Below are 23,670 nucleotides of genomic sequence, written 5' to 3' on the forward strand. Positions count from 1 at the left end.
CCTCACTTAAAGCTACAAGCCAATACGTGAACATCAGTTGTCGCCCAAGGGCTCTAATCGATGGAGGAGTGGGCCGTAAACGATCGTTGTCCAGTAGAAGCACTAGTAGCTCCACCAACCTGACGCATGATTTCGTCAGCCGTTTGCTTAAGCTCGGAAAGCAGGGCCTCCATGACGCCCTCTGCGTTCATTACGGGATCAGGGCCAGAAATATTGATGGCGGCAACGACCTGCCCGGTAAAGTTTCGAATAGGCATGGCCAGGGCTGTCGAATGATCAGAGTAATGGCGAGTCCATCCCTGGGCACGCTCTTTTTCACAGAGGGAGATCAACTCCGGCATGGTCTGGGGTGCAGGACGGGGATAGCCATCCAGTCTTCTGCCCTGGAAGAGATGCTGGAGGTCAGCAGGTGACATCCCCATCAAAAGGGCGCGCCCCATAGCGGTGGTATGGAGAGGAAATCGGGTGCCCACGGGCACATTGACCGAAACCCTCTGCAACGCCAGCGCGCGGAAGACATAGAGCACCTCCGCATCGTCACGGGCCCCCACGTGGCTGGATAACGAAGTGCTGTCTCTTAGCCGGGTTATGAAAGGCGCCGCGACCTCGACAATCTCGCGGCTGGCGAGATAGCTGAACCCGCGAGAGACCACCTGAGTGCCCAGCGCATAGGTGTTGGTTCCAATCTTGTTCAGGTAACCCATTGATTATTGGTCGACTTACTTTGTTGTGGGTGATTTAAAAGCAAGACGCTACGGAAGCGGCATTGATGCAGCGACAAATTCAAGGAGACAACAGCTTAATCCGTCCAAACGACATGCCTGGATATCAACCGACGAGCACCCTGCTGGTGGAGCGTGGTGATGAGCTCCGGGTCGGTGCAATTCAACCTACAGAAACATTGTACACTTGCCGCAAACCTAGTCTTGGCTCGGCATGGAGGTCCAAAAACGGAGTATGAGCATTAGGTCAAAAAGAAAGGTGTGGTAGAGTCGTTCCCAGCGGAGACGAGAGAGGTCGGTAACACCGAGAGGTTATGTACCCATTCGGTACCCAGCCTGAAACGACAAAGGGCACGCCGTGAGGCATGCCCTAAGTGCTTGAAAAATGGTCGGGACGGCAGGATTTGAACCTGCGACCACCTGCACCCCATACAGGTGCGCTACCAGGCTGCGCTACGCCCCGACACGGTAGGCTTTGAACAGTGAGTTCAATAGCTTAGCGGGAGCGAAGTCTACACTAGCTCCTGCCAAAAATAAACAGGAAATCGCGATAAAAATGCGGGATTCAGTCCCGGCGCTGAGGAACTCAGGCCGGGCTGTTCAGGACGTCCAGAACCTCTTCGAGTTCCGCGATCATTTGGCGGATCAACTGCTTGTACTGGGACGTGTCGTCCTTGATTTCGTGGCTACTCAGCTTCTGCTTGGCTCCACCGATGGTGTAGCCCTGATCATAGAGCAGGCTGCGGATCTGGCGAATGGTCAGAACGTCGGCACGCTGGTAGTAACGGCGGTTACCCCTGCGTTTTACCGGCGACAGTTGTGGGAATTCCTGTTCCCAGTAGCGCAGCACATGAGCCTTGACGCTACAGAGGTCGGCTACCTCACCAATCGTGAAGTAGCGTTTGCCCGGAATCGGAGGCAGTTCGTTGTTATGACTGGGTTCCAGCATACGCCTCTACTTTCTGCTTCAGTTTTTGTCCAGGTCGGAAAGTAACCACTCGACGCGCGCTGATTGGAATCTCTTCACCGGTTTTCGGGTTGCGGCCGGGACGCTCTTTCTTGTCCCGCAGATCAAAGTTACCGAATCCCGACAACTTAACCTGCTCGTTGTGGCTCAGTGCGTCTCTGATCTCGCCAAAGAACGCTTCCACCATTTCCTTGGCTTCGCGTTTGTTGAGCCCCAGCTCTTCATAGAGGCGTTCCGCCATCTCCGCTTTCGTCAAAGCCGTCATTCCGTTAACTCCTCAGTGTTGCATCAAGCTCGGCCTTCAGAGCGTCTATAACCGCATTAAACCACGCCTGAATCTCGTCGTCATTCAGCGTCCGCTCAGGATGCTGCCAGAAGAGACTCAGTGCAAGGCTCTTACGACCTTCCCCGATGGCTTCGCCCTCAAACACGTCGAAAACCCGCACGCCGGTAAGGTATTCACCTGCCTGCTGGCGCGCGATACGCTGCACTTCTGCGTACGTCACCTCGTTCCCGATAATAATAGCCAAATCCCGGCGAACCTCAGGGAATTTTGAAAATTCTTTGAAATTAGGCACATATCCGGCAACGATCGAATTCAAGAATAGCTCAAACATATAGATCGCGCCATCCAGGTCCAGTTTTTTCTGTACCTGAGGGTGCAGCGCACCGACCCACCCCACGCGAAGGCCCGCCAAACGCAGTTCAGCACACTGCCCAGGGTGTAGCGCGGCGTGCTCAGCAGCGTGGAATTCCACCTCGATACCCAACAGGTCGAACAGTGCCTCGAGATCGCCCTTCACATCGTAGAAGTCGACATTGCGACGGCCGTTAACCCAACTTTCCGGGCTCTCCGGCCCGGTGACCACCCCAGACAGCATCGGAACCTGGTCGATTTCATCGCCGGAGCGGATAAAGCGCAGCCCCGTTTCGAACAGACGGATACGCGATTGCTGGCGATTCTGGTTATAGGCGACAGTCTTTAACAGGCCCGGCCAGAGGGAGGTGCGCATCACGGCCATGTCGCTGGAGATCGGATTGGCCAGTTCGATGCCCTCGTTGTGAACATCTATCAGAGACTGCACCTTTTCGTCGACGAAGCTGTAAGTCACTGCCTCCTGATAGCCCCGGGCCACCAGAAATGAGCGGATACCAGACAACGGCCTGACCGCCTCCTTCTCTTCCCTAAGCCCCAGACTGCCCACCGGCTCGGTCACCGGCAAGTTGTTGTAGCCATAGATGCGGCCGATTTCCTCGATCAGGTCCACTTCGATAGTGATATCGGGGCGGAAGCTCGGCACATGCACCTTCCACCCACCGCGGGTCAACTTGTCGATATGTAGACCCAGGCGGGTGAGGATCTCCTCGATTTCCGTGCGGTCGATCGCCAGTCCCAGCACATCGGCCACGCGCTGCTCACGCAACTCGATTACCGGCTCTTGCGGCAGGTGTGCCTCGCTGTGGACCTCGACAATCTCACCCGCCTCACCGCCAACGATCTCCAATAGCAACGCGGTCGCGCGCTCCATAGCATCCCGCGTGAGTTTCGGGTCGACGCCACGCTCGAAACGGTGGGAAGCGTCCGTATGCAAGCCGTAGTGACGCGCCTTGCCCGCGATGGAAATCGGGTCGAAGAAGGCCGCTTCCAGTACCAGGTCCCGGGTATTCTCCACGACCCCTGAGTGCTCGCCGCCCATCACACCGGCAATAGCGATAGGCTTGTCATGGTCAGCAATAATCAGGGTTTCGGGGGTCAGTTCCACCTCCTGACCATCAAGCAGGACCAACTTTTCCCCTGCCTTGGCCCAACGCACCACGATACCGCCGACGATTTCAGACCGGTCGAAGGCATGCATGGGCTGGCCCAGCTCCAGCATGACATAGTTGGTGACATCTACTGCGGGGTCGATGCTGCGGACACCGGATCGACGCAGGCGCTCACGCATCCAAAGCGGAGTCTCAGCGCTCAGGTCAACATTGCGAATGATTCGGCCCAAGTAGCGCGGACAGCCTTCGGGAGCATCGATACGGACGTCAATCAGCTCTGAATGAATAGGCTCGACAGGACGAATGTCCGGGCCCTCGACAACCAACCGATTAAGCACCCCAACCTCTCGGGCCAGGCCACGGATGGAAAGACAGTCGCTACGGTTGGGCGTGAGATCGACATCGATCGTCACATCATCCAGGCCGAGATATTCGCGCAGGCTCTTACCTACTGGCGCGCTCTCCGGCAGCTCCATGAGACCTTCATGGCTCTCTGACAATTGCAGCTCAGACTCGGAACAGAGCATGCCATTGGATGGTTGTCCCCGCAGCTTGGCCTTCTTGATCTTGAAGTTCCCGGGCAGCACAGCCCCTACGACGGCAAACGGCACTTTCAGGCCTGCGCGCACATTAGGTGCACCGCAAACGACCTGCACGGTCTCTTCGCCACCGGCGACCTGGCAAACCCGCAGTTTGTCGGCGTCCGGATGCTGTTCGACGGAGAGAACCTCACCCACGATCACATCACTGAACGAGCCGGCGACTCTCTCGAATTCATCCACTTCCAGACCGGCCATGGTGATCTGGTCTACAAGCGCCTGGGTATCGATGTCCGGGTTGACCCACTCGCGGAGCCACTGTTCGCTGAATTTCATGCTCTCTGCCTTGTTCTGATTCGATGTATCCTGAAAACTTGGAAATGCGACCTCTGATTAGCGGAATTGCCGCAGGAAACGCAGGTCGTTCTCGAAAAACATCCGCAGGTCATTTACGCCGTAACGCAGCATGGCCAGTCGCTCGACGCCCATGCCGAAGGCAAACCCGCGATAGGTTTCAGGATCGATGTTGCAGTACTCAAAGACTTTGGGGTGCACCATGCCGCAACCCATGACCTCAAGCCACTTGATGCTGCCGTCCTCGTTGCGGCCCCACTCGATATCCACTTCAGCCGACGGTTCGGTGAACGGAAAATAGGACGGCCGAAAACGAACCGCCAAATCTTTTTCGAAGAAAACGCGCAGGAACTCTTCAACCGTACTCTTCAGGTCCGCAAAGCTGACGTTCTTATCCACCACGAGACCTTCAACCTGGTGGAACATCGGCGTATGGGTCATGTCGGAATCGCAGCGGTAGACCCGGCCGGGACAGATCATGCGGAACGGCGGCTGACCGTGTTCCATGGTGCGGATCTGGACCGGGGAGGTATGAGTGCGCAGCAAGGTGCCCGGATTGAAATAGAAGGTATCGTGCATAGCACGGGCCGGGTGGTGCCCTGGGATGTTGAGGGCCTCGAAGTTGTGGTAGTCATCTTCGATTTCCGGACCTTCCTCGACGGTATATCCGGCACGGCCGAAAAATTGCTCCATTCGCTGGATTGTGCGGGTCACGGGGTGCAGGCCGCCTTGCGCCTGACCACGGCCGGGTAGAGTTACATCGATGGATTCGGCCGCCAGCTTGGCATCCAGGGCGGCGGACTCCAGCTCCGCACGGCGGGCATTGATGGCGTCCTGGACCTGCGCTTTGGCCTGGTTGATCTTCTGACCAGCGGCGGGCCGCTCTTCGGCGGACAGCTGACCCAGTGCTTTCAACTGCTGGGTGAGGACGCCCTTCTTACCCAGATAATCAACACGGACCTGATCCAGCGCCTGCAGGTTTGGCGCCTGCTCCACCGCTTTCAGGCCGTCCTGTACAAGTTGTTCCAGGTTTTCCATTGACCCTGCTCCACAAAATAGCTGTTTGTCTTTTAGGGGAAAGAACCCCTGATAAAAGACCGGCCCCGGTACCGAGCTTTTATCAGGCGCTCTCCATTGTCAGGTGCGCTCCGCGCGCCTCATTCTACAGACCCGCGAACAAAAAAGGGGAAGAGCATGTGCTCTTCCCCTTCGGCATGCCCCGGGGGCATCCAATACGATATGCAATCGATGAAAGAGCTTACGCCAACGCAGACTTGGCTTTTTCAACGACGGCACTGAACGCTTGTTGCTCGTTCATCGCCAGGTCGGCAAGGACCTTACGATCGATCTCAACGTTGGCCTTCTTCAGACCAGCAATCAGACGGCTGTACGACAGGCCGTTGGCACGAGCACCGGCGTTGATACGCGCGATCCAAAGTGCACGGAACTGACGCTTGCGGTTACGACGGTCACGATATGCGTACTGACCAGCCTTGATAACCGCCTGTTTGGCAACACGATAGACGCGGCTCCGGGCACCGTAGTAACCCTTGGCCTGCTTCATGATCTTCTTGTGACGACGACGTGCGACGACACCACGCTTTACACGAGCCATAACTCAATCCTTCTTGACTTAAGAACCTGAAATTAAAGCGCGATCATGCGCTTGATGGATGCAACGTCAGACTTGGCGATCAGCTTGGTGCCGCGCAGTTGACGCTTACGCTTCGGGCTCTTCTTGGTCAGGATGTGACTCGTGAAGGACTGCTTATGCTTGAAGCCTTTCGCGGTACGCTTGAACCGCTTCGTGGCTCCGCTCTTGGTTTTCATCTTGGGCATTTCTAAAACTCCGCATTTTCGTTTTAAATAAATAATGATCCCTGAACGACAAATCCCCCGCACTGTGACGGGGGACAGGCGAATTCGGTGGAATCATTTTTTCTTGCGGGGGGCAACAACCATCGTCATTTGCCGGCCTTCCATTTTCGGCCGTTGCTCTACCTGGGCAAGTTCTTCGATATCCGCCTCAACACGATTCATGAGCTTCATACCAATTTCCTGGTGTGCCATCTCACGACCGCGGAAGCGGATTGTGATCTTGCCCCGATCCCCGTTCTCAAGGAAACGTATCAGGTTGCGTAGCTTGACCTGATAATCCCCTTCTTCCGTGCCAGGCCGGAACTTCACTTCTTTCACCTGGACCTGCTTCTGCTTTTTCTTCGCAGCAGCCTTGGCCTTCTTCTCTTCGAAGACCTTCTTGCCGTAGTCCATTATCTTACAGACGACCGGATCGGAATTCGTCACCTGAACCAGATCCAGAGAAGCCTCTTCCGCAGCTTTGAGCGCATCTTCGATGGATACGATACCCACCTGCTCACCGTCCGCTGCAATCAGACGTACTTCTGTGGCTTCTATATTCTCATTGATGGGCGCTTTTGGAGCCCGTCCCCGATTCGTTCGCTGTTTAATAATCAGTTCTCCGTTTGGTTTCTACCTTTGCGGGACACTTCATTGGCCAACAGGGCCTTGAAGTCGTCCAGCGACATAGTACCCAGATCATCACCCTTGCGATTACGTACGGCAACCGCACCGGATTCGACCTCTTTATCACCGACTACGGCAAGGAAAGGTACTTTGTTAAGCGTGTGCTCGCGAATTTTAAAGCCGATCTTCTCGTTTCTCAAGTCGGCATGCGCCCGATAGCCGGAATTTTCAAGGGCTTTGGCGATTTCTTCGCAATATTCACGCTGATTGTCGGTGATATTCATGATCGCCACCTGGGTCGGCGCCAACCAGGTCGGGAACGCGCCTTCGTATTCCTCGATCAGGATGCCGATAAAGCGTTCGAAGGAACCCAATACCGCGCGGTGCAGCATGACCGGAGTGCGACGCTCGGAATTATCCGCCACGAATTGTGCACCCAAGCGGCCCGGCATGGAGAAATCCACCTGCACAGTGCCGCACTGCCAGACCCGACCGATACAATCTTTCAGCGAGTACTCGATCTTCGGGCCATAGAAAGCGCCCTCACCCGGCAGCAACTCCCACTCAACACCCTCGCGATTGAGCGCCTCTTCCAGGGCGGCTTCCGCCTTGTCCCAGATTTCGTCGGAGCCCACGCGTTTTTCCGGGCGGGTAGAGAGTTTATACAGGATCTCGGTGAAGCCGAAATCGGTATAAACCTCATGCAGAAGGTCCATGAACTTCGAGACTTCCGCCTGGATGTCCTCTTCCTCACAGAAGATATGCGCATCGTCCTGGGTGAAGCCACGCACCCGCATCAGGCCATGTAGCGCACCGGATGCCTCGTTGCGATGGCAGGATCCGAACTCCGCCAGACGCAACGGCAGGTCCTTATAGCTCTTGAGCCCCTGGTTGAACACCTGGATATGGCACGGACAGTTCATCGGCTTGATGGCGAAATCGTGTTTCTCGGACTCGGTGGTGAACATGTCGTCACCGAACTTATCCCAATGGCCGGACTGCTCCCACAGGGTACGGGAGACCACCTGCGGCGTCTTGATTTCCTGATAGCCATGGCTGCGCAGCTTGTCACGCATGTACTGCTCGATCTGCTGATACACGGTCCAGCCATCCGGGTGCCAGAACACCATGCCGGGCGCCTCTTCCTGCATGTGGAACAGGTCGAGCTTCTTGCCGATCTTGCGGTGATCGCGCTTTTCTGCCTCTTCGAGACGGTGCAGATACGCCTTGAGGTCCTTCTTGTTACCCCAGGCCGTACCGTAGATACGCTGCAACTGCTCATTGCCGGTGTCACCGCGCCAGTAGGCACCCGCCACCTTGGTCAGCTTGAACGCCTTGAGCTTACTGGTGTTCGGCACGTGCGGGCCACGGCACAGGTCGATGAAATCGCCCTGACGATAGAAGGAAAGATCTTCCTCACCCGGAATATCCTGAATAATACGGACCTTGTACTCTTCACCCATCTCCTCGAACAGCTTGACGGCTTCGTCGCGAGACAGGATCGAGCGGGACACCTTGAAGTCCTGCTTGGCCAACTCTTCCATGCGCTTTTCGATACGCGCCAGGTCTTCGTTGGTAAACGGGCGATCGAACTTGAAATCGTAGTAGAAGCCGTTGTCGATAACCGGCCCGATAGTGACCTGAGCCGTCGGGAACAGGTCCTTCACCGCCATGGCAAGCAAGTGAGCGGTGGAGTGACGGATAATATCGACACCGTCTTCGTCACGGTCGGTGACGATAGCCAGTTCGGTGTCATCGCTAATTTCATAACTGGTATCCACCAGCTTACCGTCGATACGACCGGCGAGCGCGGCCTTGGCCAGACCAGCGCCGATATCGGCAGCGACGTCATGAACGGTAACAGGCTGGGAAAAACTACGATGACTTCCGTCGGGAAGCGTAATAACGGGCATGGCACAGCTCCATTTCAGCGGTGATCCTTACGAGAGACCACATGGTTTCGGGCGACCGCATTACGATTGCGATCTTTTCAGGGGCCGAATTCTAACAGCCAAGCTGCGGATCTGCCATGCAAAAACCGGTGAAACACTGCACAATAAGCTTCGTTCAGAGCTATCGCGTCCATAGGCGGCTGGGAAAGAAAGCTCACCAGGATGGGCAGCCAATCAAAGCAGGGAGACAGGCCGTGCGGGTTATCGCGTTTCACAATCTCAAGGGCGGCGTGGGCAAGACCGCAGCGGCGGTTAATATCGCCTACCTCGCTGCCGAAAGCGGGGTTCCCACCCTGCTCTGGGACCTGGATGCGCAGGGCGCGGCCAGCTGGTACCTGGGTGAGGCACCCGACATCGTGGGGGAGAAAGCCGCCCGACTGGTCAAGGGCAAGACACCGGTGGGCCAGATGATCCAGCCGACCGCCTATGACCGCCTGGACTTGATACCCGCTCATCCCAGTTTCCGCAATCTCGACCTTCGATTGGAGAAGGATGGCGACAAACATGCTCTGCGGGACTGGCTCAAACCGCTGTCCGAGGACTACGGACTGATTGTGCTCGACTGCCCGCCTTCCCTCTCGCGCCTGGCCGAACAAATCCTGGAAACGGCTGATCAGGTTTTCGTTCCGATCATTCCCAGTTGGCTGTCACTGAACAGTTGGGAACAGCTCGTCGAGTTTGCGAATGAAAAAAAGATGGGGCACAAGAAGATGCATCCGTTCCTGTCGATGGTGGACCGACGCAAGAAGGTCCACCAGGAGATCCTGGCCACCAAAAAGGGCCCACTGAAAGGCCGGATGCACGCCTTCATCCCTTACGCCAGTGATGTGGAGAAGATGGGCGAGAACCGGTGCCCTGTCGATCGCATAAGAGCCCGAGGACCCGCGGCAATCGCCTATCGACTGCTATGGAACGAGGTTCGCAAGGTAACCCGCATCTAGTGGCCGTATGAACTTCTGTAAGCTATAAAACAAACGCCCCGGACCGGGGCGTTTGTCTTCTAGCCGTCCTCACGCGGTGGCGGAGGCGGCCTCTTCCCTATTCCTGCGGCGGAGTTGGCCATAGGCCATCACGCCCAACAGGATCAGCGTCGGTATAAACATCAACTCCTTGGGCGGACGATCCAGTTCAACCTGCACTGCATCGATCGTCCAGTCGAAGGAAAGTCCCGCATTTTCGGCCGGGCTACCGAAGGTGACGAAATCCACCACCATCTTTTCACCTTCTGGACGCAACTCCAGACCGGCCTCCATCAACCGGGCCTCAGGTGATTCACCCTCCGGCAGTTCCAGGTTGATAAATGTGGATTCCTCCGTACCTTCGAGAGTCATACCTGATGCCTTGAGCACGATATTCTGCCCCGCTGACACATCATCCACGTATTCCATGATCTCCGCCCCCGGGCGCAACTCGGTCGGTGGGTAGATCATGTCCCACCAGAAGCCCGGCCGGAACAGGGTGAAGGTGATCAGCAGGAGCAAAACCGTTTCCCAGATTTTGGTCTTGGTAAACCAATAGCCCTGGGTCGCCGCCGAGAACGTCAGCATCGCCGTTACCGCGCTAGCGACGGTGACCAGGAGATCGAACCAGCCGGTTAATCCAATCAGCAACAACTGGGTGTTGAAAATGAACATGAACGGCAGGATGGCGGTACGGATATCGTAGGTGAAGCCCTGGATACCGGTCCTGATCGGATCCGCTCCGGAAATAGCCGCGGCCGCATAGGCCGCGAGGCCCACCGGTGGCGTATCGTCCGCCAGGATACCGAAGTAGAACACGAACAGGTGCACCGCAATCAGCGGCACAATCAGGCCGTTCTGCGCCCCGAGGGTGACGATGACCGGCGCCATCAGGGTCGAAACGACAATGTAGTTGGCTGTCGTTGGCAGCCCCATACCCAGCAACAGACTGATCAACGCTGTGAATATCAACATGAGTAGCAGGTTGCCGCCGGAAATAAACTCGACGAACTCAGTCATAACCAGGCCGATCCCCGTCAGGGTCACGGTACCCACGACAATACCTGCGGTTGCGGTGGCGACACCAATGCCCACCATGTTGCGACCGCCGGTAGCAAGGGAATGGACCAGCTCGCTGAAGCCCTGCTTGAACGGCGCCATCAAGTGGCCCGAGTGCTTGCGGAAAACATGCTGGAGCGGGCGCTGGGTCACCACGATAAAGATCATGAACAGCGTTGCCCAGAAGGCCGACAACTGCGGCGACAGACGCTCTACGGTCAGACACCAGACCAGGACGACCACCGGCAGCAGGAAGTAGAGACCGGTTTTCACCGTCGGACCTACCGGCGGCAGTTCTTCCATAGGCTTGTTCGTATCGTCCTCTTCCAGCGAAGGGAAGCGCGCAGAATAGGCAACCATCGCCACATAGATAACGGCCAGCAGCACAGCGAGCACCCAGGACGCGAAGTCACCGAATATCACCTTAAGCCAGCCAACCCCGTAGTAGACCACGAACGTCAGCACACAAAGGCCGATCAATAACACCACCCAATTGAGCATGCGCTGGGCGAGACTTGGACGATCCGTACGCTCAATACCATGCATTTTCAGTTTGCAGGCTTCGAGGTGCACGATATAGATCAGCGCCACATAGGAAATCAGCGCCGGCAGGATGGCGTGCTTGATGACTTCCAAGTAGGAAATACCGACGTACTCAACCATCAGGAAAGCCGCCGCGCCCATGATGGGCGGTGTCAGTTGGCCGTTGGTGGACGCAGCCACTTCGACCGCACCGGCCTTGCTGGCCGGGAAGCCCACACGCTTCATCAGCGGTATGGTAAAGGTGCCGGTGGTCACCACGTTGGCAATGGACGAACCGGAAATCACGCCGCTCAAGCCACTTGAAACGACAGCTGCCTTGGCCGGGCCGCCACGCATGTGACCCAGCAGCGCGTAGGATACCTTGATGAAATAGTTACCAGCACCCGCCTTTTCCAGCAAGGCGCCGAACAGCACGAACAGGAATACGAAGCTGGTTGATACGCCCAGGGCGACGCCAAAGACGCCCTCCGTGCCCAGCCATTGGTGAGCAGCCAATTTTTCCAGGCTCGCCCCTTTATGGGCAATGACGTTGGGCATATAGGGGCCAGCCAGGGAATACACGATGAAAACCGCAGCCACAATGGTCAGCGGAAGACCCAACGCGCGACGGGTTGCTTCCAGCAGCAGCACCAGGCCACCGAGGGCCACCACCATGTCCATTGTGGTCGGCGCGCCGGGCCGGGAGGCCAGCTCTTCGTAGAACAGGAAAATATAAGCCGCGCAGAACGCCGCTACCAGGGCCAGTATCCAGTCGTAGAAGGGAACATAGGTTGTCGCCCGCCCCTTGATCATGGGGAACGCAGAGAAGGCGAGAAAGATGGCGAACGCCAGATGGATGGAACGGGTTTCCGTCGAATTAAAGATCCCCACTTCGAAGATGAAGGGAAGTGGAGAGGCAATCCATAGCTGAAACAGGGCCCAGGCTACGGGCACGAGGAATAGGATTGCGCCAGGCACACCGGTGGCTGCACGACCACCGGTTTCAGTCTGCATCACCGCCTCGGTATCGGACAGTTGCAGGGCACTGCCCTTGGATGACTTTGTATCTTGATTCGCCATTAAAAACGACCTTGCAGGAGGGATTTACCAAAACGGCTGCCCCAAGCACCCTGCTCGAAACCCAACAGGAAACCGGGACAGCCGTGATCCAACCGATAGTATGAACCGAAGGCGGGGGCGAGCCCCCGCCCCATCGGTCTTACTCCATCAGGCCTGCTTCTTTGTAGTACTTGACTGCACCCGGGTGCAGCGGCGCACTCAGAGCGTCAGAGACCATTTCTTCCTTCTCCAGGTTTTCAAACGCCGGGTGCAGACGCTTGAAGCTGTCGAAGTTTTCGAATACGGCCTTAACCACCTGATAGACCACGTCTTCCGGGACATCAGCTGACGTTACGAAGGTTGCGGCCACGCCGAAGGTCGTGGTGTCTTCCGGATTACCCCGGTACATACCGCCCGGAATCGTAGCGACGCGATAGTACGGATTCTCTTCCACCAGTTTTTGGGTAGCGTCGTTGTCAACGTTCACCAGAACGCTATCACAGGAGGTGGTGGCTTCCTTGATCGCGCCTGATGGGTGGCCAACGGTGTAGAAGAAGGCGTCGATCTTGTTGTCGCACAGCGCCTGGGATTGTTCGGCGGCCTTCAGCTCGGCAGCCAGCGAGTATGCGCTCATGTCCCAGCCCATTTCCTCCATCAGCACTTCGGCTGTGGCGCGCTGACCGGAACCTGGGTTGCCTACGCTCACACGCTTCCCTTTCAGATCCTTGAAATCCTTGATATTGGAATCCTTACGGGCAACAACGGTAAACGGCTCAGGATGCAGGGAGAATACGGCGCGCAGCTTCTTGTTGGGACCGTCATCCTCGAACTCACTGGTGCCGTTGTAGGCGTGGTACTGCCAATCGGACTGTGCGACGGCCAGATCAAGCTCACCCTGACTAATTGCGTTCAGGTTGTAGATGGACCCACCGGTACTTTCCACCGAACAGCGGATGCCGTGCTCCTTGCGATCCTTGTTCACCAGTCGACAGATCGCTCCACCCGCCGGATAGTACACGCCAGTCACACCACCGGTACCGATAGTGACGAATTGCTGCTCTGCCGCAGAAACCGAGGCAGACGCCGCACCGAGACCAACGGCGGTGGCCAGCGCGAAAGTGGATAGCTTGAGTCGAAGTGCCATTGTATTCGTTCCCTTCTTTTATCAGTCACTCGTTCCAGACCGGCCGCGCACAGCCAGCCCCGTTTTTTCCATTTTAGAACATAGACCAATCGTTACAAAAAATAAAGGTTTTAAACATAGCTAACTACATGATGTGGAAACAAAAAAGCCCGCAAAGCGGGCTTTTTGTACTGCCGAGCAGCTTAGCGGGCGGCCCGGGCCTTCGCAACCATACGATCCGGGCGCAACAGGAACCGCGCCAGGGCCGGCAGGAGCCAGATGGAGCCGATCATGTTCCAGAGGAACATGAAGAACAGCAGGAAGCCCATGTCAGCCTGGAACTTGATAGGCGAGAAGATCCAGGTCACTACACCCAGCCCCAAAGTAATGCCAGTGAAGATAACGGCTTTACCTGTGGAGCGCAGCGTCTCGAAGTAGGCGTCCTGTAACGTCTTGCCCTCGAGCAGATACTTTTCCAGCTTGGAGTAGATGTAGATGCCATAGTCCACACCAATGCCAACGCCCAACGCGATGACCGGCAGCGTAGCCACCTTGATACCGATACCCGACACCGCCATGATCGCCTCGCACAGCACCGAGGTCAGGCCCAGCGGGATAACGATACACAGTACCGCACGGATTGAGCGGAAGGTCAGGAAGCACAACAAACTGACCACACCGTAGACGAAGGCCAGCATGAGGTTCTTCGCCTTGGAAATGACCTCGTTGGTGGCAGCCTCGACACCGGCATTACCAGCGGCCAGCTTGAAGTTGTGGACCTCATTGCTATGTTCCTGGGCGAACTGCTCTACCACGTCAACAGCCGTGCGCAGGGTTTCCGCCTTGTGATCCTCAAGGAATACGAGCACCGGCGTCAGGCTGCAATCGGTGTTGATCAGACCGCTGGGAGCCTCGCGGATCGACGCATTGATGATGGTCTGGTTACGGGAAATCTCGTACCACTTCCAGTTACCCTCGTTCAACGCCTTGGTAACCACCTTGGACACGTCCGCCAGGGAAACCGAAGACTGCACGCCGGGGGTGTTCTGCAGCTCCCATTGCAGGCGATCCATGGCCGTTAGCACTTCGTACTGGGTGCACTGCTCCCTCTGCGTTTCCACCATCACCACCAGGATGTCGGCACTGGTGGAGTAATTCTCGATGATGTACTTGTTATCCAGGTTGTAGCGAGAATCCGCACGCAGTTCCGGCGCACCCTGGTCAAGGTCGCCGACCTTCAGGTCCTGCTTGTAGTAGAGCCCCAGGCCGAGGCCCAGGATGGCAATCAGCAACGAAATCGGAGCAACACCCGGATGGGAGAAGTAGGACATGACCCGCCACTTGCGGTCTTCCTTCTCGCCATGTCGCTGGACATGGTTGATGCCGCCCTTCGTGATGCCAATGTAGGACATGATCAACGGATGCAGGACCAGGTTGGTGACGATGATCACTGCCACACCAATACCGGCGGCAACAGCCAGGTCACGGATAACGTCGACCTCGATGAACAGTAGCGTCAGGAAACCGAAGGCATCGGAAACCAGGGCCAACATGCCGGGAATGTATAGCGCGCGGAAAGCGAGACGGGCGGACGTCAGCGGATCGAAACCCTTCGCCGCCTCGATCGCCATAGCGTTAACCACCTGGACGCCGTGGCTGATACCGATTGCGAACACCAGGAACGGCACCAGTACCGAGTAGGGATCCAGCCCATAACCCAGCAGACGCAGGATACCCAATTGCCAGAACACCGCGACGATAGACGAGAACACCGGCACTAGGGTCCCTGCTATGCAACGGGAGTACCAGAACAGCAATAGCGTAGTCAGCACGATGGTGATGCCAGCGAACCAGGCGATAGACCCGATACCTTCGATCAGGTCACCCACCTTCTTGGCGAAACCAACGATATGGATGTCGATGTTCGGGTTTTGCTCTTCGTACTTCTGGCGGATCTTCTCTTCCAACTGCTGCGAGAAGGCCGCATAGTCCAAAGCCTCGCCGGTTTCCGGATTGGTTTCGTAAAGCGGGGCGTAGACGATCGTGGACTTGAAGTTATCGGAGATGAGACGGCCGACCTCGTTGGAACGCAGGATGTTTTGGCGCAGTTGCTCCAGGCTCTCGCGGGAACCATCATAGTCGTCTGGGATGACCGTACCGCCCTGGAAGCCCTGTTCGGTAACCTCCACCCAGCGGACGTTCGGCGTCCAGACTGATTTCAGACCGGATCGGTCGACACCCGGGAGGAAGAACACCTCATCGGTGATCGCCTTGAGCGTTTCCATGTACTCCTTGGTGAAGATGTCGCCTTCTTTCACCTCTACCGCGATCCGGACAAAGTTACCCAGGTTTTCCAGGTCGTCCCGGTGTTCCATCATGTTGACGATGTAGGGGTGCTCCAGCGGAATCATGCGCTCGAAACTGGCATCCGGCTGGATCTTCACAGCGTTGTAGCCGAGGAAAACCGTCAGCAACAGGAACGCGATAAGAATAATCGCGCGGTTGTTGAAAATCAGGCGTTCCAGGAACGGCTCGGCATTCGGCGACGTAAAGTAGTGTTCGCCTTTGTCGTGCTTGGGGTTGGACATTCAATGACCCTCTTCAGAATTCTTGTCGTGCTGCTGAGGCTGGATGCTCAGGGACTTTTGCCGTTGATATCGGTCTGTTCGACGCCACCTTCGCCAAACAGCACGAGCTTCTCGTCGGAGACCGGGATGACGGACATTACGCCCTCGCGGTCAGACCGGTAGTAGGTACGGAAGCTTTCGGCATTGTTGGTACTGACCAGCACGGTACCGCCATTGCCCACCAGCGTGAGTCGTCCGTCGTCGGCGACGGCACCGCCGTTGAGGGTGTTGGACGAATCGTTCGGCACAGTGGTCCAGTTACGCCCCAGGTCCGTGGAGAGGAACACATGCCCACGCAGACCGAATGCAAGAATTTCATTGACGTCGCCCGTGCCCATCACACCAAAGAATGAACCGGTGTAGGGGCTGTCGACCTGTTCCCAGGTCTCCCCACGGTCCGTGGAGACAAGGATGGTGCCGGCTTCGCCCACGACCGCCAGCGCGCCACCGGTCACCTCGGCAATACCGTTGAGGTGGTAGCGGTCCGGGTTGGGCACCTCGGCAGACAAGTCGGTCCAGGTCTCGCCGCCATCGTCAGTGCGGAAGATAAAACCGTAGGAACCCACCGCAAACCCGGTGTTCTCGTTGGCAAACCACACGTCGAGCAAAGGCTTCCAGGGACCTGTTTCCTTATCGGCCTCGGCATCTTCGAGCGCGAAGATCATGCCGTCGAGGGTCCACTCCAGATCGGCCTTCTCAGCTTCCGGCGCCTCCTCGATGCGCGTCTCCATTTCGGCAATCTGCTCTTCCATGGTGGCGATAACCAGGTCAGCGGCCTGCCGGCCGTCGAACTGCTTCTCCCAGGTTTCGCCACCATCGGAGGAATGAAGGATGGTGGCGCCGTGGCCCACGGCCCAACCTTCCTGCGGCGTGGGGAAATGCACGCTGGTCAGCGTCGTGGATACCGGCACGTTGCCCTGCGTCCAGGTCGTACCCTGGTCATCCGAGTAGATGATGTGGCCCCGCTCGCCTACCGCGACCAGACGGTCGCCCGCGCGATCACTCGCGGTCAGCAGGTTTTCGTCGGCCAGTGACGTCTGCCGTGCGGGCGTGTCAAGAACATCACTGACTGCCGCCGCCCAGGGACTCGCCGCCGCCAGCGACAGCCCCAGCAGCGCTGCTAATGTCTTGCGCGTCAAAGGTGTAGCCATTCAGATTGCCTTTATTTTGAGTTGTTTAGTGTCTGTGGTTGGTGCCCGGAACTTACCCGCACTCCCAAAAGGCAAGACGCCCGGAAGCGCCCTACCCCGAGGCCGGTCAGACGGGCAAAGGCGGGCAACCTTACCCCGCCCTGGGTCTAAACGAAGCTTAGACCAGCGCCCGCCAGACTGCTTTGCCAGGCGATCATGATCGCCGAGCCCAAAAGTTGGCCTAGCGAACACTCCGCCGACGGAGCGATGCGGGTGAAAAATAGCGCTTATTGGGAACGTCGTCGGTGAAGACCCGCGTGTTGGGTTCCTCGGTATCCAGCCCCTGCACGTGATAACGACGGGCCTGAAGATCGTTGAACACTTCCAGAGCCGTCCACACGCCGGGCAACTCATAGAAGTTCTTGACCAGACCCATGCTGACACGCCAGAGCTGATCGCGACCGTCATACTGGTCCAACAGCAGGGTGTTCCAGCTGTCTTCGTCCACATAGAAGCGGCGCTTGGCATAGATGTGACGCTCGCCCTGCTTCAGCGTCGCGGTAACCACATGCACCCGATGCAGCTCCCAGCGGGTCAGATCCGGATTGATGTGGGATACGCCGAGGATCTCTTCGTACGGCAGGCCCTTCTGGGCGATCTCGTAGTTGTTGTAGGGCACGTAGACTTCCCGCATGCCCTCGTAGTTCCAGTTGTAGCGATCCAGTGCGCCGTTGAAGATATCGGTATCGTCGGCGGTGCGCAGGTTATCGGCGGCAGCAATCGGCGAGTCATAACCCAGGTTCGGCGCGCGGCGTACACGACGCTGGCCGGCGTTGTAGCCCCAGCCATAACGTGGATTCTTGATCTGGTTGAGGGTTTCGTGAACCAGGATGGCGCCGCCAGCCAGGCGTGGCGGAGATTGTGTGAAAGACAGATAGTAGAAGATGATGTTCTCCAGATCGGACTCATCACCCTCAGGATTGTAATAATTGAAGAAAGCTTCCTGCTGGGATGTTACCAGCGTGTAGTCACCATTCTGCTGAACCGCCACCTCGCTGGAGCGACGGGTGACGTTGATACCACGCCAGCGCGTCAGATGATTCCAGATCACCTGGTAAGCTTTCTGCTCGTTGTCGCCGTGCAATATCGGGAACGGGTAGCCGCCGTATGCGCCGTCAATTCCTGCGCCCTCGCCGACAATGGTGGCGCTGGTGGCGTTGTCCTTGGTGTTCCTGGCCAGCCAATCCGGCACCGCGTGGGTCCGTCGGGTGCGGTACACCGGCACGTTGAACGTCGTCGGGTAGGTCTCGATCATGGCGATGACACCATCGCTGAGATGCGCCTTGTATTGCTCGACGTTCTTGGCGTTGATGGTAAAGAGGACGTCGTCTTCGGGGAACGGATTAGGATGGAAATCACCGTTTTCACCGTAACCCGGAACGGGTTCGGAGATACCGCCGGTCCATGCCGGGATCGTACCGGAGGCATTACCCGCCTTCTGCGAACCAAACGGCGTGAGATCTTGCCCAAGACGTGCAGCCTCGGATGCAGATACTGCGGCGCCAGCCTGTCCGGTGATCATCGAAAGAGCAACAACACTGCCCAACAGCCATTTCTTGTTATGGATCATTGTTCGGACCTTTCATGTGCCTGAAAGCCGGGAGGCTTTCGTTTCTTGTAATTTTTTCGGAGCCGCGACCATGCGCTCCGCAGCAGCCTGGATATTCAGGATACTGGCCGTCACCGCCTACTCGCCGCGGCCGGCAAGCCCAAGCCTTACGGGACTGCTAAATCCAATACGATCCGGCATGCCCACGGGCTTTTTACAGGACTATCAGAGCTCGAAGGTTAGCCTAACTGACGTCAAAATCCATCAACCGAAAGTGCGATTTTGTAGCGTTATGCAACCTTGAGAGCCGGTAATAGCGGGACGTAGAGCGGAATATGGAAACCGGAAGCGTCAATACCACGCTTCCGGCTGGGAAGGGAAAAGCCTCAGTCCACGAGGGATTTATGGACCACTTCGTAAACATCCTTGGACAGGTCGGGCTTGGCGTGGATCTGCTCCAGCGCCGCCTTCATGCCTTCGCGATAGACATCACCGTAGTTGCGCCAGCGGGTCAGCGGCGCCACCAGACGTGCCGCGATCTGCGGATTGGTGCTGTCCAGCGCCAGGATGTGCCTGGCCAGGAAGCGGTAGCCCGAACCGTCTGTGGCATGGAAGTTCGCCAGGTTCTGATTGGCGAAGGCTCCGATTACAGACCGGATCTTGTTCGGGTTCTTCCAATCGAACGCGTCATGTTCAAGCAACGTCTCGACCGCCGGCAAGGTCCCGGTCCGCGGGCTGCCCGCCTGGATGGAAAACCACTGCTCCACCACTTGCGGATCCTGGCTGAACTGGTCGTAGAAATCGCCCAGCGCCTTGGTCCGGTCTTCCTCGAAGTCGGAGTTGACCAGCGCCCGCAATGCGCCCGACTGGTCGGTCATGTTACCGGCCTGGCCGAACTGCTGCAGGGCAAGCAGACGGGCTTCTTCATCGTTGATATGCATCAGCCAGCTCAGTGCCGTATTACGGACTGACCGTCGCGCGATCGCTTCCGGTGTCGGCTCGTAGGGGCCTTCCTCGCGGTTACGGCGATAACAGGCGAGCAGCTCGTCGCGCAGTTGCAGGGCCAACTGGTTCAGCACACGGGTGCGCGCCTTGTGTATACCCTGCACGTCCGCCGCCTCGGAAAGCTCGATCAGATACGCTTCGCTGGGCAACTGCAGCATCTTGGCCACCAACGCCTGATCCAGGTTGGAGTCGGAGAGGAGCTGACGGAATGCAGTTACCAGGCGCGGATCGACCGTCAGTTCCTGAGGCTGGTTGATCAGCGACTGGATAACATCCACAGCAAGGCGCTGGCCTGCGTCCCATCGATTGAAACCATCGCTGTCGTGCCCCATCAGGAACAGCAGTTGATCGCGAGTCCAGGGGTAACGTACCTTCACCGGCGCCGAGAAGCCACGCAGCAGAGAAGGCACCGGTTGCTCGGATACATCGTGGAATACAAAGGAATGCTCGGCTTCGGTCAGCTCCAGCACCCGCTCGGTGGGCGCATCCGTCTCGCCGGACTCCAGTTTCAGCGGCAGGTCTTCACCATGCTCGCCAATCAGACCCAGCGAGAACGGGATGTGCTGGGGCAACTTTTCCGTCTGGCCAGGCGTAGGTGGAATATACTGGCGCACGTTGAGAGTGTAGGTTTTCGCATCGGCATCGTACTCATCTGACACCTCGACGATAGGCGTACCGGCCTGACCGTACCAGCGGCGGAACTGGGTGAGATCCTTGCCGCTGGCGTCTTCCATGGCCTTGACGAAGTCGTCGGTGGTCACCGCCTGGCCGTCATGGCGATTGAAGTAGAGGTCACTACCGGCACGGAAGTTCTCTGCCCCCAACAGGGTATGCAACATGCGCACGACTTCGGCACCCTTCTCATACACCGTCAGCGTATAGAAGTTGGAAATTTCGATATAGGAATCCGGACGCACCGGATGCGCCATAGGCCCGGAATCCTCGGCAAACTGCGCCGTGCGTAGCAGCGTAGCGTCCTCTATCCGCTTGACCGTGGGGGAGCCCATATCGGCAGAGAACTGGGAGTCGCGGAATACGGTGAAGCCTTCCTTCAGGCTGAGCTGGAACCAGTCGCGGCAGGTCACGCGGTTGCCCGACCAATTATGGAAGTATTCGTGGGCGACGATGGCTTCGATGCGCTGGAAGGCGGCATCGGTCGCGGTATCGGGGCTTGCCAGCACGCAGGAGGAGTTGAAGATGTTCAGCCCCTTGTTTTCCATGGCACCCATGTTGAAGTCATCCACGGCCACGATCATGAAGATGTCCAGATCATACTCGCGGCCGTAGACCTGCTCATCCCAACGCATGGAGCGTTTGAGCGAATCAATGGCGTGATCGCACTTCTCCGCGTTACGCGGTTCGACGTACATGCGCAGGTCGATGTCGCGTCCGGATTGGGTGGTGAATGTATCCCGCTTTTCAACGAGATCGCCAGCCACCAGCGCAAACAGGTAGCAAGGCTTGGGGAACGGATCCTCCCAAACGACGAAATGCCGGCCGCCTTCCAGGTCGCCGCTTTCGACATCGTTACCGTTCGATAGCAGCACCGGATAACGCGCCTTGTCCGCTTCCACCTGGGTACGGAATCGGGCCATGACATCCGGGCGGTCCGGAAAATAGGTAATCCAGCGGAAGCCTTCAGCCTCACATTGGGTACAGAACATACCCGAAGACTTGTAGAGCCCCTCAAGCCGGGTGTTTTCCTGCGGCAGGATCCACGTCACCACGCCCAGCGTGAAACTGTCAGAGACCTTCTCGATTCGCAAACCGCCCGAAGTCACCTCGTAATCGGAGTCAGCCAGCGGCAGACCATTGAGCGTCAGGCCCTCAAGCTCCAGCCCTTCCCCATCGAGCTCGAGCGGCTGCCCGGGTTCGGCCTCGGGGTTACGGCGGATCTCCATGGAGTTGTAGACCCGCGCTCCTTCCTCGAAAAGCTCAAAACGCAGGTCGACATGGTCCACCAGGAAAGGCGGCACCTTGTAGTCCTTCAGGTAGATCGTCTGTGGCTGGTTGGTTCGCATGGCAAGTCACTCCGAAAGTTATCAGCACGCAGAAGTCGACCGATCGTGAACACTTCGTCGTGCTGGCGCGGGTCAGGGCGAAACCTCGATTCGGCGCAAGCGCCCTGCCCCTGGTTCAGTTTGCCGCTCTGAATCCATTCGAACGGGGTTCAGCTTGAAAAGAGATCCGACGTCTGCGGACGCTCTTCGAATACCTGTAGACGGACATTGTACGCGGTGAATTTACGGATATTGATCACACCGCTATCCAGGATCAGGTACTGCCCTTTTACGCCTTCCAGGCGGCCCGCCACTTGGGGGGTCTTGTCCAGGTTATGGGTGCGGATCTTGCTCGGCCAGACCTCCACGGGATAGGCCAGGTCTAACCCACTATCCCCGACGGCACGAATCGCACCCTCGCCGTGCTCCACTCGCAGTTCGTCGAGTTCCGAGCGGACCGTTTCCAACAGGCGTTCGCGCTCAGCCTCAAGGTCGAGCGCCTCGACATCGCCCTTGAGCATGGCGCGCCAGTTCGTACGATCGGCCACGTGGGCTTTACAGACCACCTCCACCAGACCGGCCAGGCGACGGGTCGCTACCTCCAGCATCGGAATGGCGGCTATTGCGCCCTGATCGATCCAGCGGGTCGGCACCTGGGTCTTGCGGGTAATCCCCACTTTCAAACCGGATGAGTTGGCCAGGTAGACGACATGGGGGACCATGCAATGGGTCTCCCCCCATTCGGGCTCCCGGCAGGTCCCTTCGTAATAGTGACATTTTTCCGGGCTGACGATACAGCTGTCACAGGCTGCCAGCTTCCGGAAGCAGGGATAGCAATAACCCTGACTGAAGCTCTTTTTCGTCAAGCGATCACAATGGATGCAACGGATCTCGCCGCCGAAATCCAACTGCAGTTCGCGACCGATCAGGTCATTGAGCGGGACCCGGGTGTCACCCACCGTCATCTGGTAGCTCACCGGTTTCCCCGGCTCCGCTGGCATCTTGCGGAGCGGGCCCTGAACGTCGATTACCGGAGTCGTCATCGATCCTCCGGATCAGTTAAGGATACGGAGGGGCGACGCATCATCGCCAGCGCTTTCTGCGCGGTCCTTCTTGCGCTCGCGATCGATATAGCCGACCCGCTCCGCCTCCGGAAGATCATGGCGGTTCTCGTAATAGATAACCGCTTCCATGCAGATAGACCGCTGCTCGCCGGAAATTGGGCGCCCGTCCGGCCATTTTCCCAGCTCGACTGCCCGCCGCAGGCTTTTGTAGACCGTAGGGTCCAGTCGTTCGATCAGTTCTTCGTAGGTCATTCTGCACCTCAGATTCGTTCGGGCCGATGCGGGTTCAGTACTACAATTTCAGTACGACACCCTTTGTCCAGCTTATCACAGCCGGCCATTGTGCCGGGCGCTCCAGCCGTTGGGAATAAGCTATCACACCGATGACTTTATGCAGGCCTCTGCATCGGGACCGGATAGGCGACCTATCGGACGATGATTCGAAGGCGAGTTAGAGGCCGGTCACAAAAAATTGAAATTCTGCAAAAGAAACCTTTGACATCCGGTAATGATAATTATTATCATTCAAACCGTGCCAAGTGAGAACGGTCGTTTCATTTGGTCTCTCTCATCAGGAGCTTTAAAGGCTCACTTAATGCCCCGCCTCTGCGGGGCTTTTTTTTGGTTCATCGCGGATTAGTGTGACGGGGAGCCGGGCGTTCTCCACACGGGTCGTAAGGCCATGGGCACCTTCGGCGCCTCAGAAGCTGAAGCATCTGCTACATGCT

The 23,670-nt window shown here is 57.4% G+C and carries 18 protein-coding genes and 1 tRNA gene; 1 reads left to right on the forward strand and 18 read right to left on the reverse strand.

Annotated elements, in window-relative coordinates; translation table 11 throughout:
* Positions 1-53 precede the first annotated feature (53 nt).
* The 10 genes from RE428_RS15445 to thrS all read right to left on the reverse strand — a co-directional run bounded on the left by RE428_RS15445 (position 54) and on the right by thrS (position 8,746).
* The gene (locus RE428_RS15445) at positions 54-704 is read right to left on the reverse strand and encodes an IclR family transcriptional regulator (protein ID WP_004578704.1); all 651 of its coding nucleotides are present in this window, start codon (positions 702-704) and stop codon (positions 54-56) included.
* 404 nt (positions 705-1,108) lie between these two features.
* Positions 1,109-1,185: transfer RNA gene (locus RE428_RS15450), tRNA-Pro, on the reverse strand.
* Between the two features lie 123 nt (positions 1,186-1,308).
* The gene (locus RE428_RS15455) at positions 1,309-1,671 is read right to left on the reverse strand and encodes a MerR family transcriptional regulator (RefSeq protein ID WP_004578705.1); all 363 of its coding nucleotides are present in this window, start codon (positions 1,669-1,671) and stop codon (positions 1,309-1,311) included.
* Positions 1,652-1,954: an integration host factor subunit alpha gene (gene ihfA / locus RE428_RS15460; RefSeq protein WP_004578706.1), complete on the reverse strand. Its 303-nt coding sequence runs from the start codon at positions 1,952-1,954 to the stop codon at positions 1,652-1,654. The genes RE428_RS15455 and ihfA overlap by 20 nt, the downstream gene beginning before the upstream one ends.
* 4 nt (positions 1,955-1,958) lie before the next feature.
* Positions 1,959-4,331, reverse strand: coding sequence for a phenylalanine--tRNA ligase subunit beta (pheT, locus tag RE428_RS15465; RefSeq protein WP_004578707.1), 2,373 nt, complete (start codon positions 4,329-4,331; stop codon positions 1,959-1,961).
* 57 nt (positions 4,332-4,388) lie between these two features.
* The gene (pheS, locus tag RE428_RS15470; RefSeq protein ID WP_004578708.1) at positions 4,389-5,387 is read right to left on the reverse strand and encodes a phenylalanine--tRNA ligase subunit alpha; all 999 of its coding nucleotides are present in this window, start codon (positions 5,385-5,387) and stop codon (positions 4,389-4,391) included.
* Positions 5,388-5,607: 220 nt separating this feature from the next.
* On the reverse strand, positions 5,608-5,964 hold the full coding sequence (gene rplT, locus RE428_RS15475) for a 50S ribosomal protein L20 (RefSeq protein WP_004578709.1): 357 nt from the start codon (positions 5,962-5,964) through the stop codon (positions 5,608-5,610).
* A 32-nt stretch (positions 5,965-5,996) separates the two neighbouring features.
* A complete protein-coding gene (gene rpmI / locus RE428_RS15480) occupies positions 5,997-6,188 on the reverse strand; it encodes a 50S ribosomal protein L35 (protein ID WP_004578710.1) in 192 nt (63 codons plus the stop codon).
* A gap of 93 nt (positions 6,189-6,281) precedes the next feature.
* The gene (gene infC, locus RE428_RS15485; protein ID WP_081614516.1) at positions 6,282-6,824 is read right to left on the reverse strand and encodes a translation initiation factor IF-3; all 543 of its coding nucleotides are present in this window, start codon (positions 6,822-6,824) and stop codon (positions 6,282-6,284) included.
* A complete protein-coding gene (gene thrS, locus RE428_RS15490) occupies positions 6,821-8,746 on the reverse strand; it encodes a threonine--tRNA ligase (protein ID WP_004578712.1) in 1,926 nt (641 codons plus the stop codon). The genes infC and thrS overlap by 4 nt, the downstream gene beginning before the upstream one ends.
* 233 nt (positions 8,747-8,979) lie before the next feature.
* Here thrS and RE428_RS15495 point away from each other — a divergent pair, with 233 nt between their 5' ends.
* Positions 8,980-9,726, forward strand: coding sequence for a ParA family protein (locus RE428_RS15495; protein WP_004578713.1), 747 nt, complete (start codon positions 8,980-8,982; stop codon positions 9,724-9,726).
* A gap of 69 nt (positions 9,727-9,795) precedes the next feature.
* On the opposite strand, the gene RE428_RS15500 is transcribed toward RE428_RS15495, so the two are convergent.
* The 8 genes from RE428_RS15500 to RE428_RS15535 all read right to left on the reverse strand — a co-directional run bounded on the left by RE428_RS15500 (position 9,796) and on the right by RE428_RS15535 (position 23,194).
* Positions 9,796-12,405 carry a TRAP transporter permease gene (locus tag RE428_RS15500; RefSeq protein WP_004578714.1) on the reverse strand — a complete coding sequence of 870 codons (2,610 nt, stop codon included), beginning with the start codon at positions 12,403-12,405 and terminating at the stop codon, positions 9,796-9,798.
* Positions 12,406-12,544: 139 nt separating this feature from the next.
* Positions 12,545-13,528: a TAXI family TRAP transporter solute-binding subunit gene (locus tag RE428_RS15505; RefSeq protein ID WP_004578715.1), complete on the reverse strand. Its 984-nt coding sequence runs from the start codon at positions 13,526-13,528 to the stop codon at positions 12,545-12,547.
* Positions 13,529-13,710: 182 nt separating this feature from the next.
* Complete coding sequence (locus tag RE428_RS15510; protein WP_004578716.1) at positions 13,711-16,095, reverse strand: efflux RND transporter permease subunit; 2,385 nt, start codon at positions 16,093-16,095, stop codon at positions 13,711-13,713.
* A 47-nt stretch (positions 16,096-16,142) separates the two neighbouring features.
* Positions 16,143-17,285 (reverse strand): WD40/YVTN/BNR-like repeat-containing protein, encoded by a 1,143-nt coding sequence (locus RE428_RS15515; RefSeq protein WP_004578717.1) that lies wholly within the window; start codon positions 17,283-17,285, stop codon positions 16,143-16,145.
* Positions 17,286-17,505: 220 nt separating this feature from the next.
* Positions 17,506-18,894 carry a DUF1329 domain-containing protein gene (locus tag RE428_RS15520; RefSeq protein WP_004578718.1) on the reverse strand — a complete coding sequence of 463 codons (1,389 nt, stop codon included), beginning with the start codon at positions 18,892-18,894 and terminating at the stop codon, positions 17,506-17,508.
* Between the two features lie 365 nt (positions 18,895-19,259).
* The gene (pepN, locus tag RE428_RS15525; protein ID WP_004578719.1) at positions 19,260-21,899 is read right to left on the reverse strand and encodes an aminopeptidase N; all 2,640 of its coding nucleotides are present in this window, start codon (positions 21,897-21,899) and stop codon (positions 19,260-19,262) included.
* Between the two features lie 149 nt (positions 21,900-22,048).
* On the reverse strand, positions 22,049-22,921 hold the full coding sequence (locus tag RE428_RS15530; protein ID WP_004578720.1) for a DUF2797 domain-containing protein: 873 nt from the start codon (positions 22,919-22,921) through the stop codon (positions 22,049-22,051).
* A gap of 12 nt (positions 22,922-22,933) precedes the next feature.
* Positions 22,934-23,194 (reverse strand): YeaC family protein, encoded by a 261-nt coding sequence (locus tag RE428_RS15535; RefSeq protein WP_004578721.1) that lies wholly within the window; start codon positions 23,192-23,194, stop codon positions 22,934-22,936.
* Between the last annotated feature and the right edge of the window lie 476 nt (positions 23,195-23,670).

It is taken from the genome of Marinobacter nanhaiticus D15-8W (assembly GCF_036511935.1).
Taxonomy (GTDB): Bacteria; Pseudomonadota; Gammaproteobacteria; order Pseudomonadales; family Oleiphilaceae; genus Marinobacter_A; species Marinobacter_A nanhaiticus.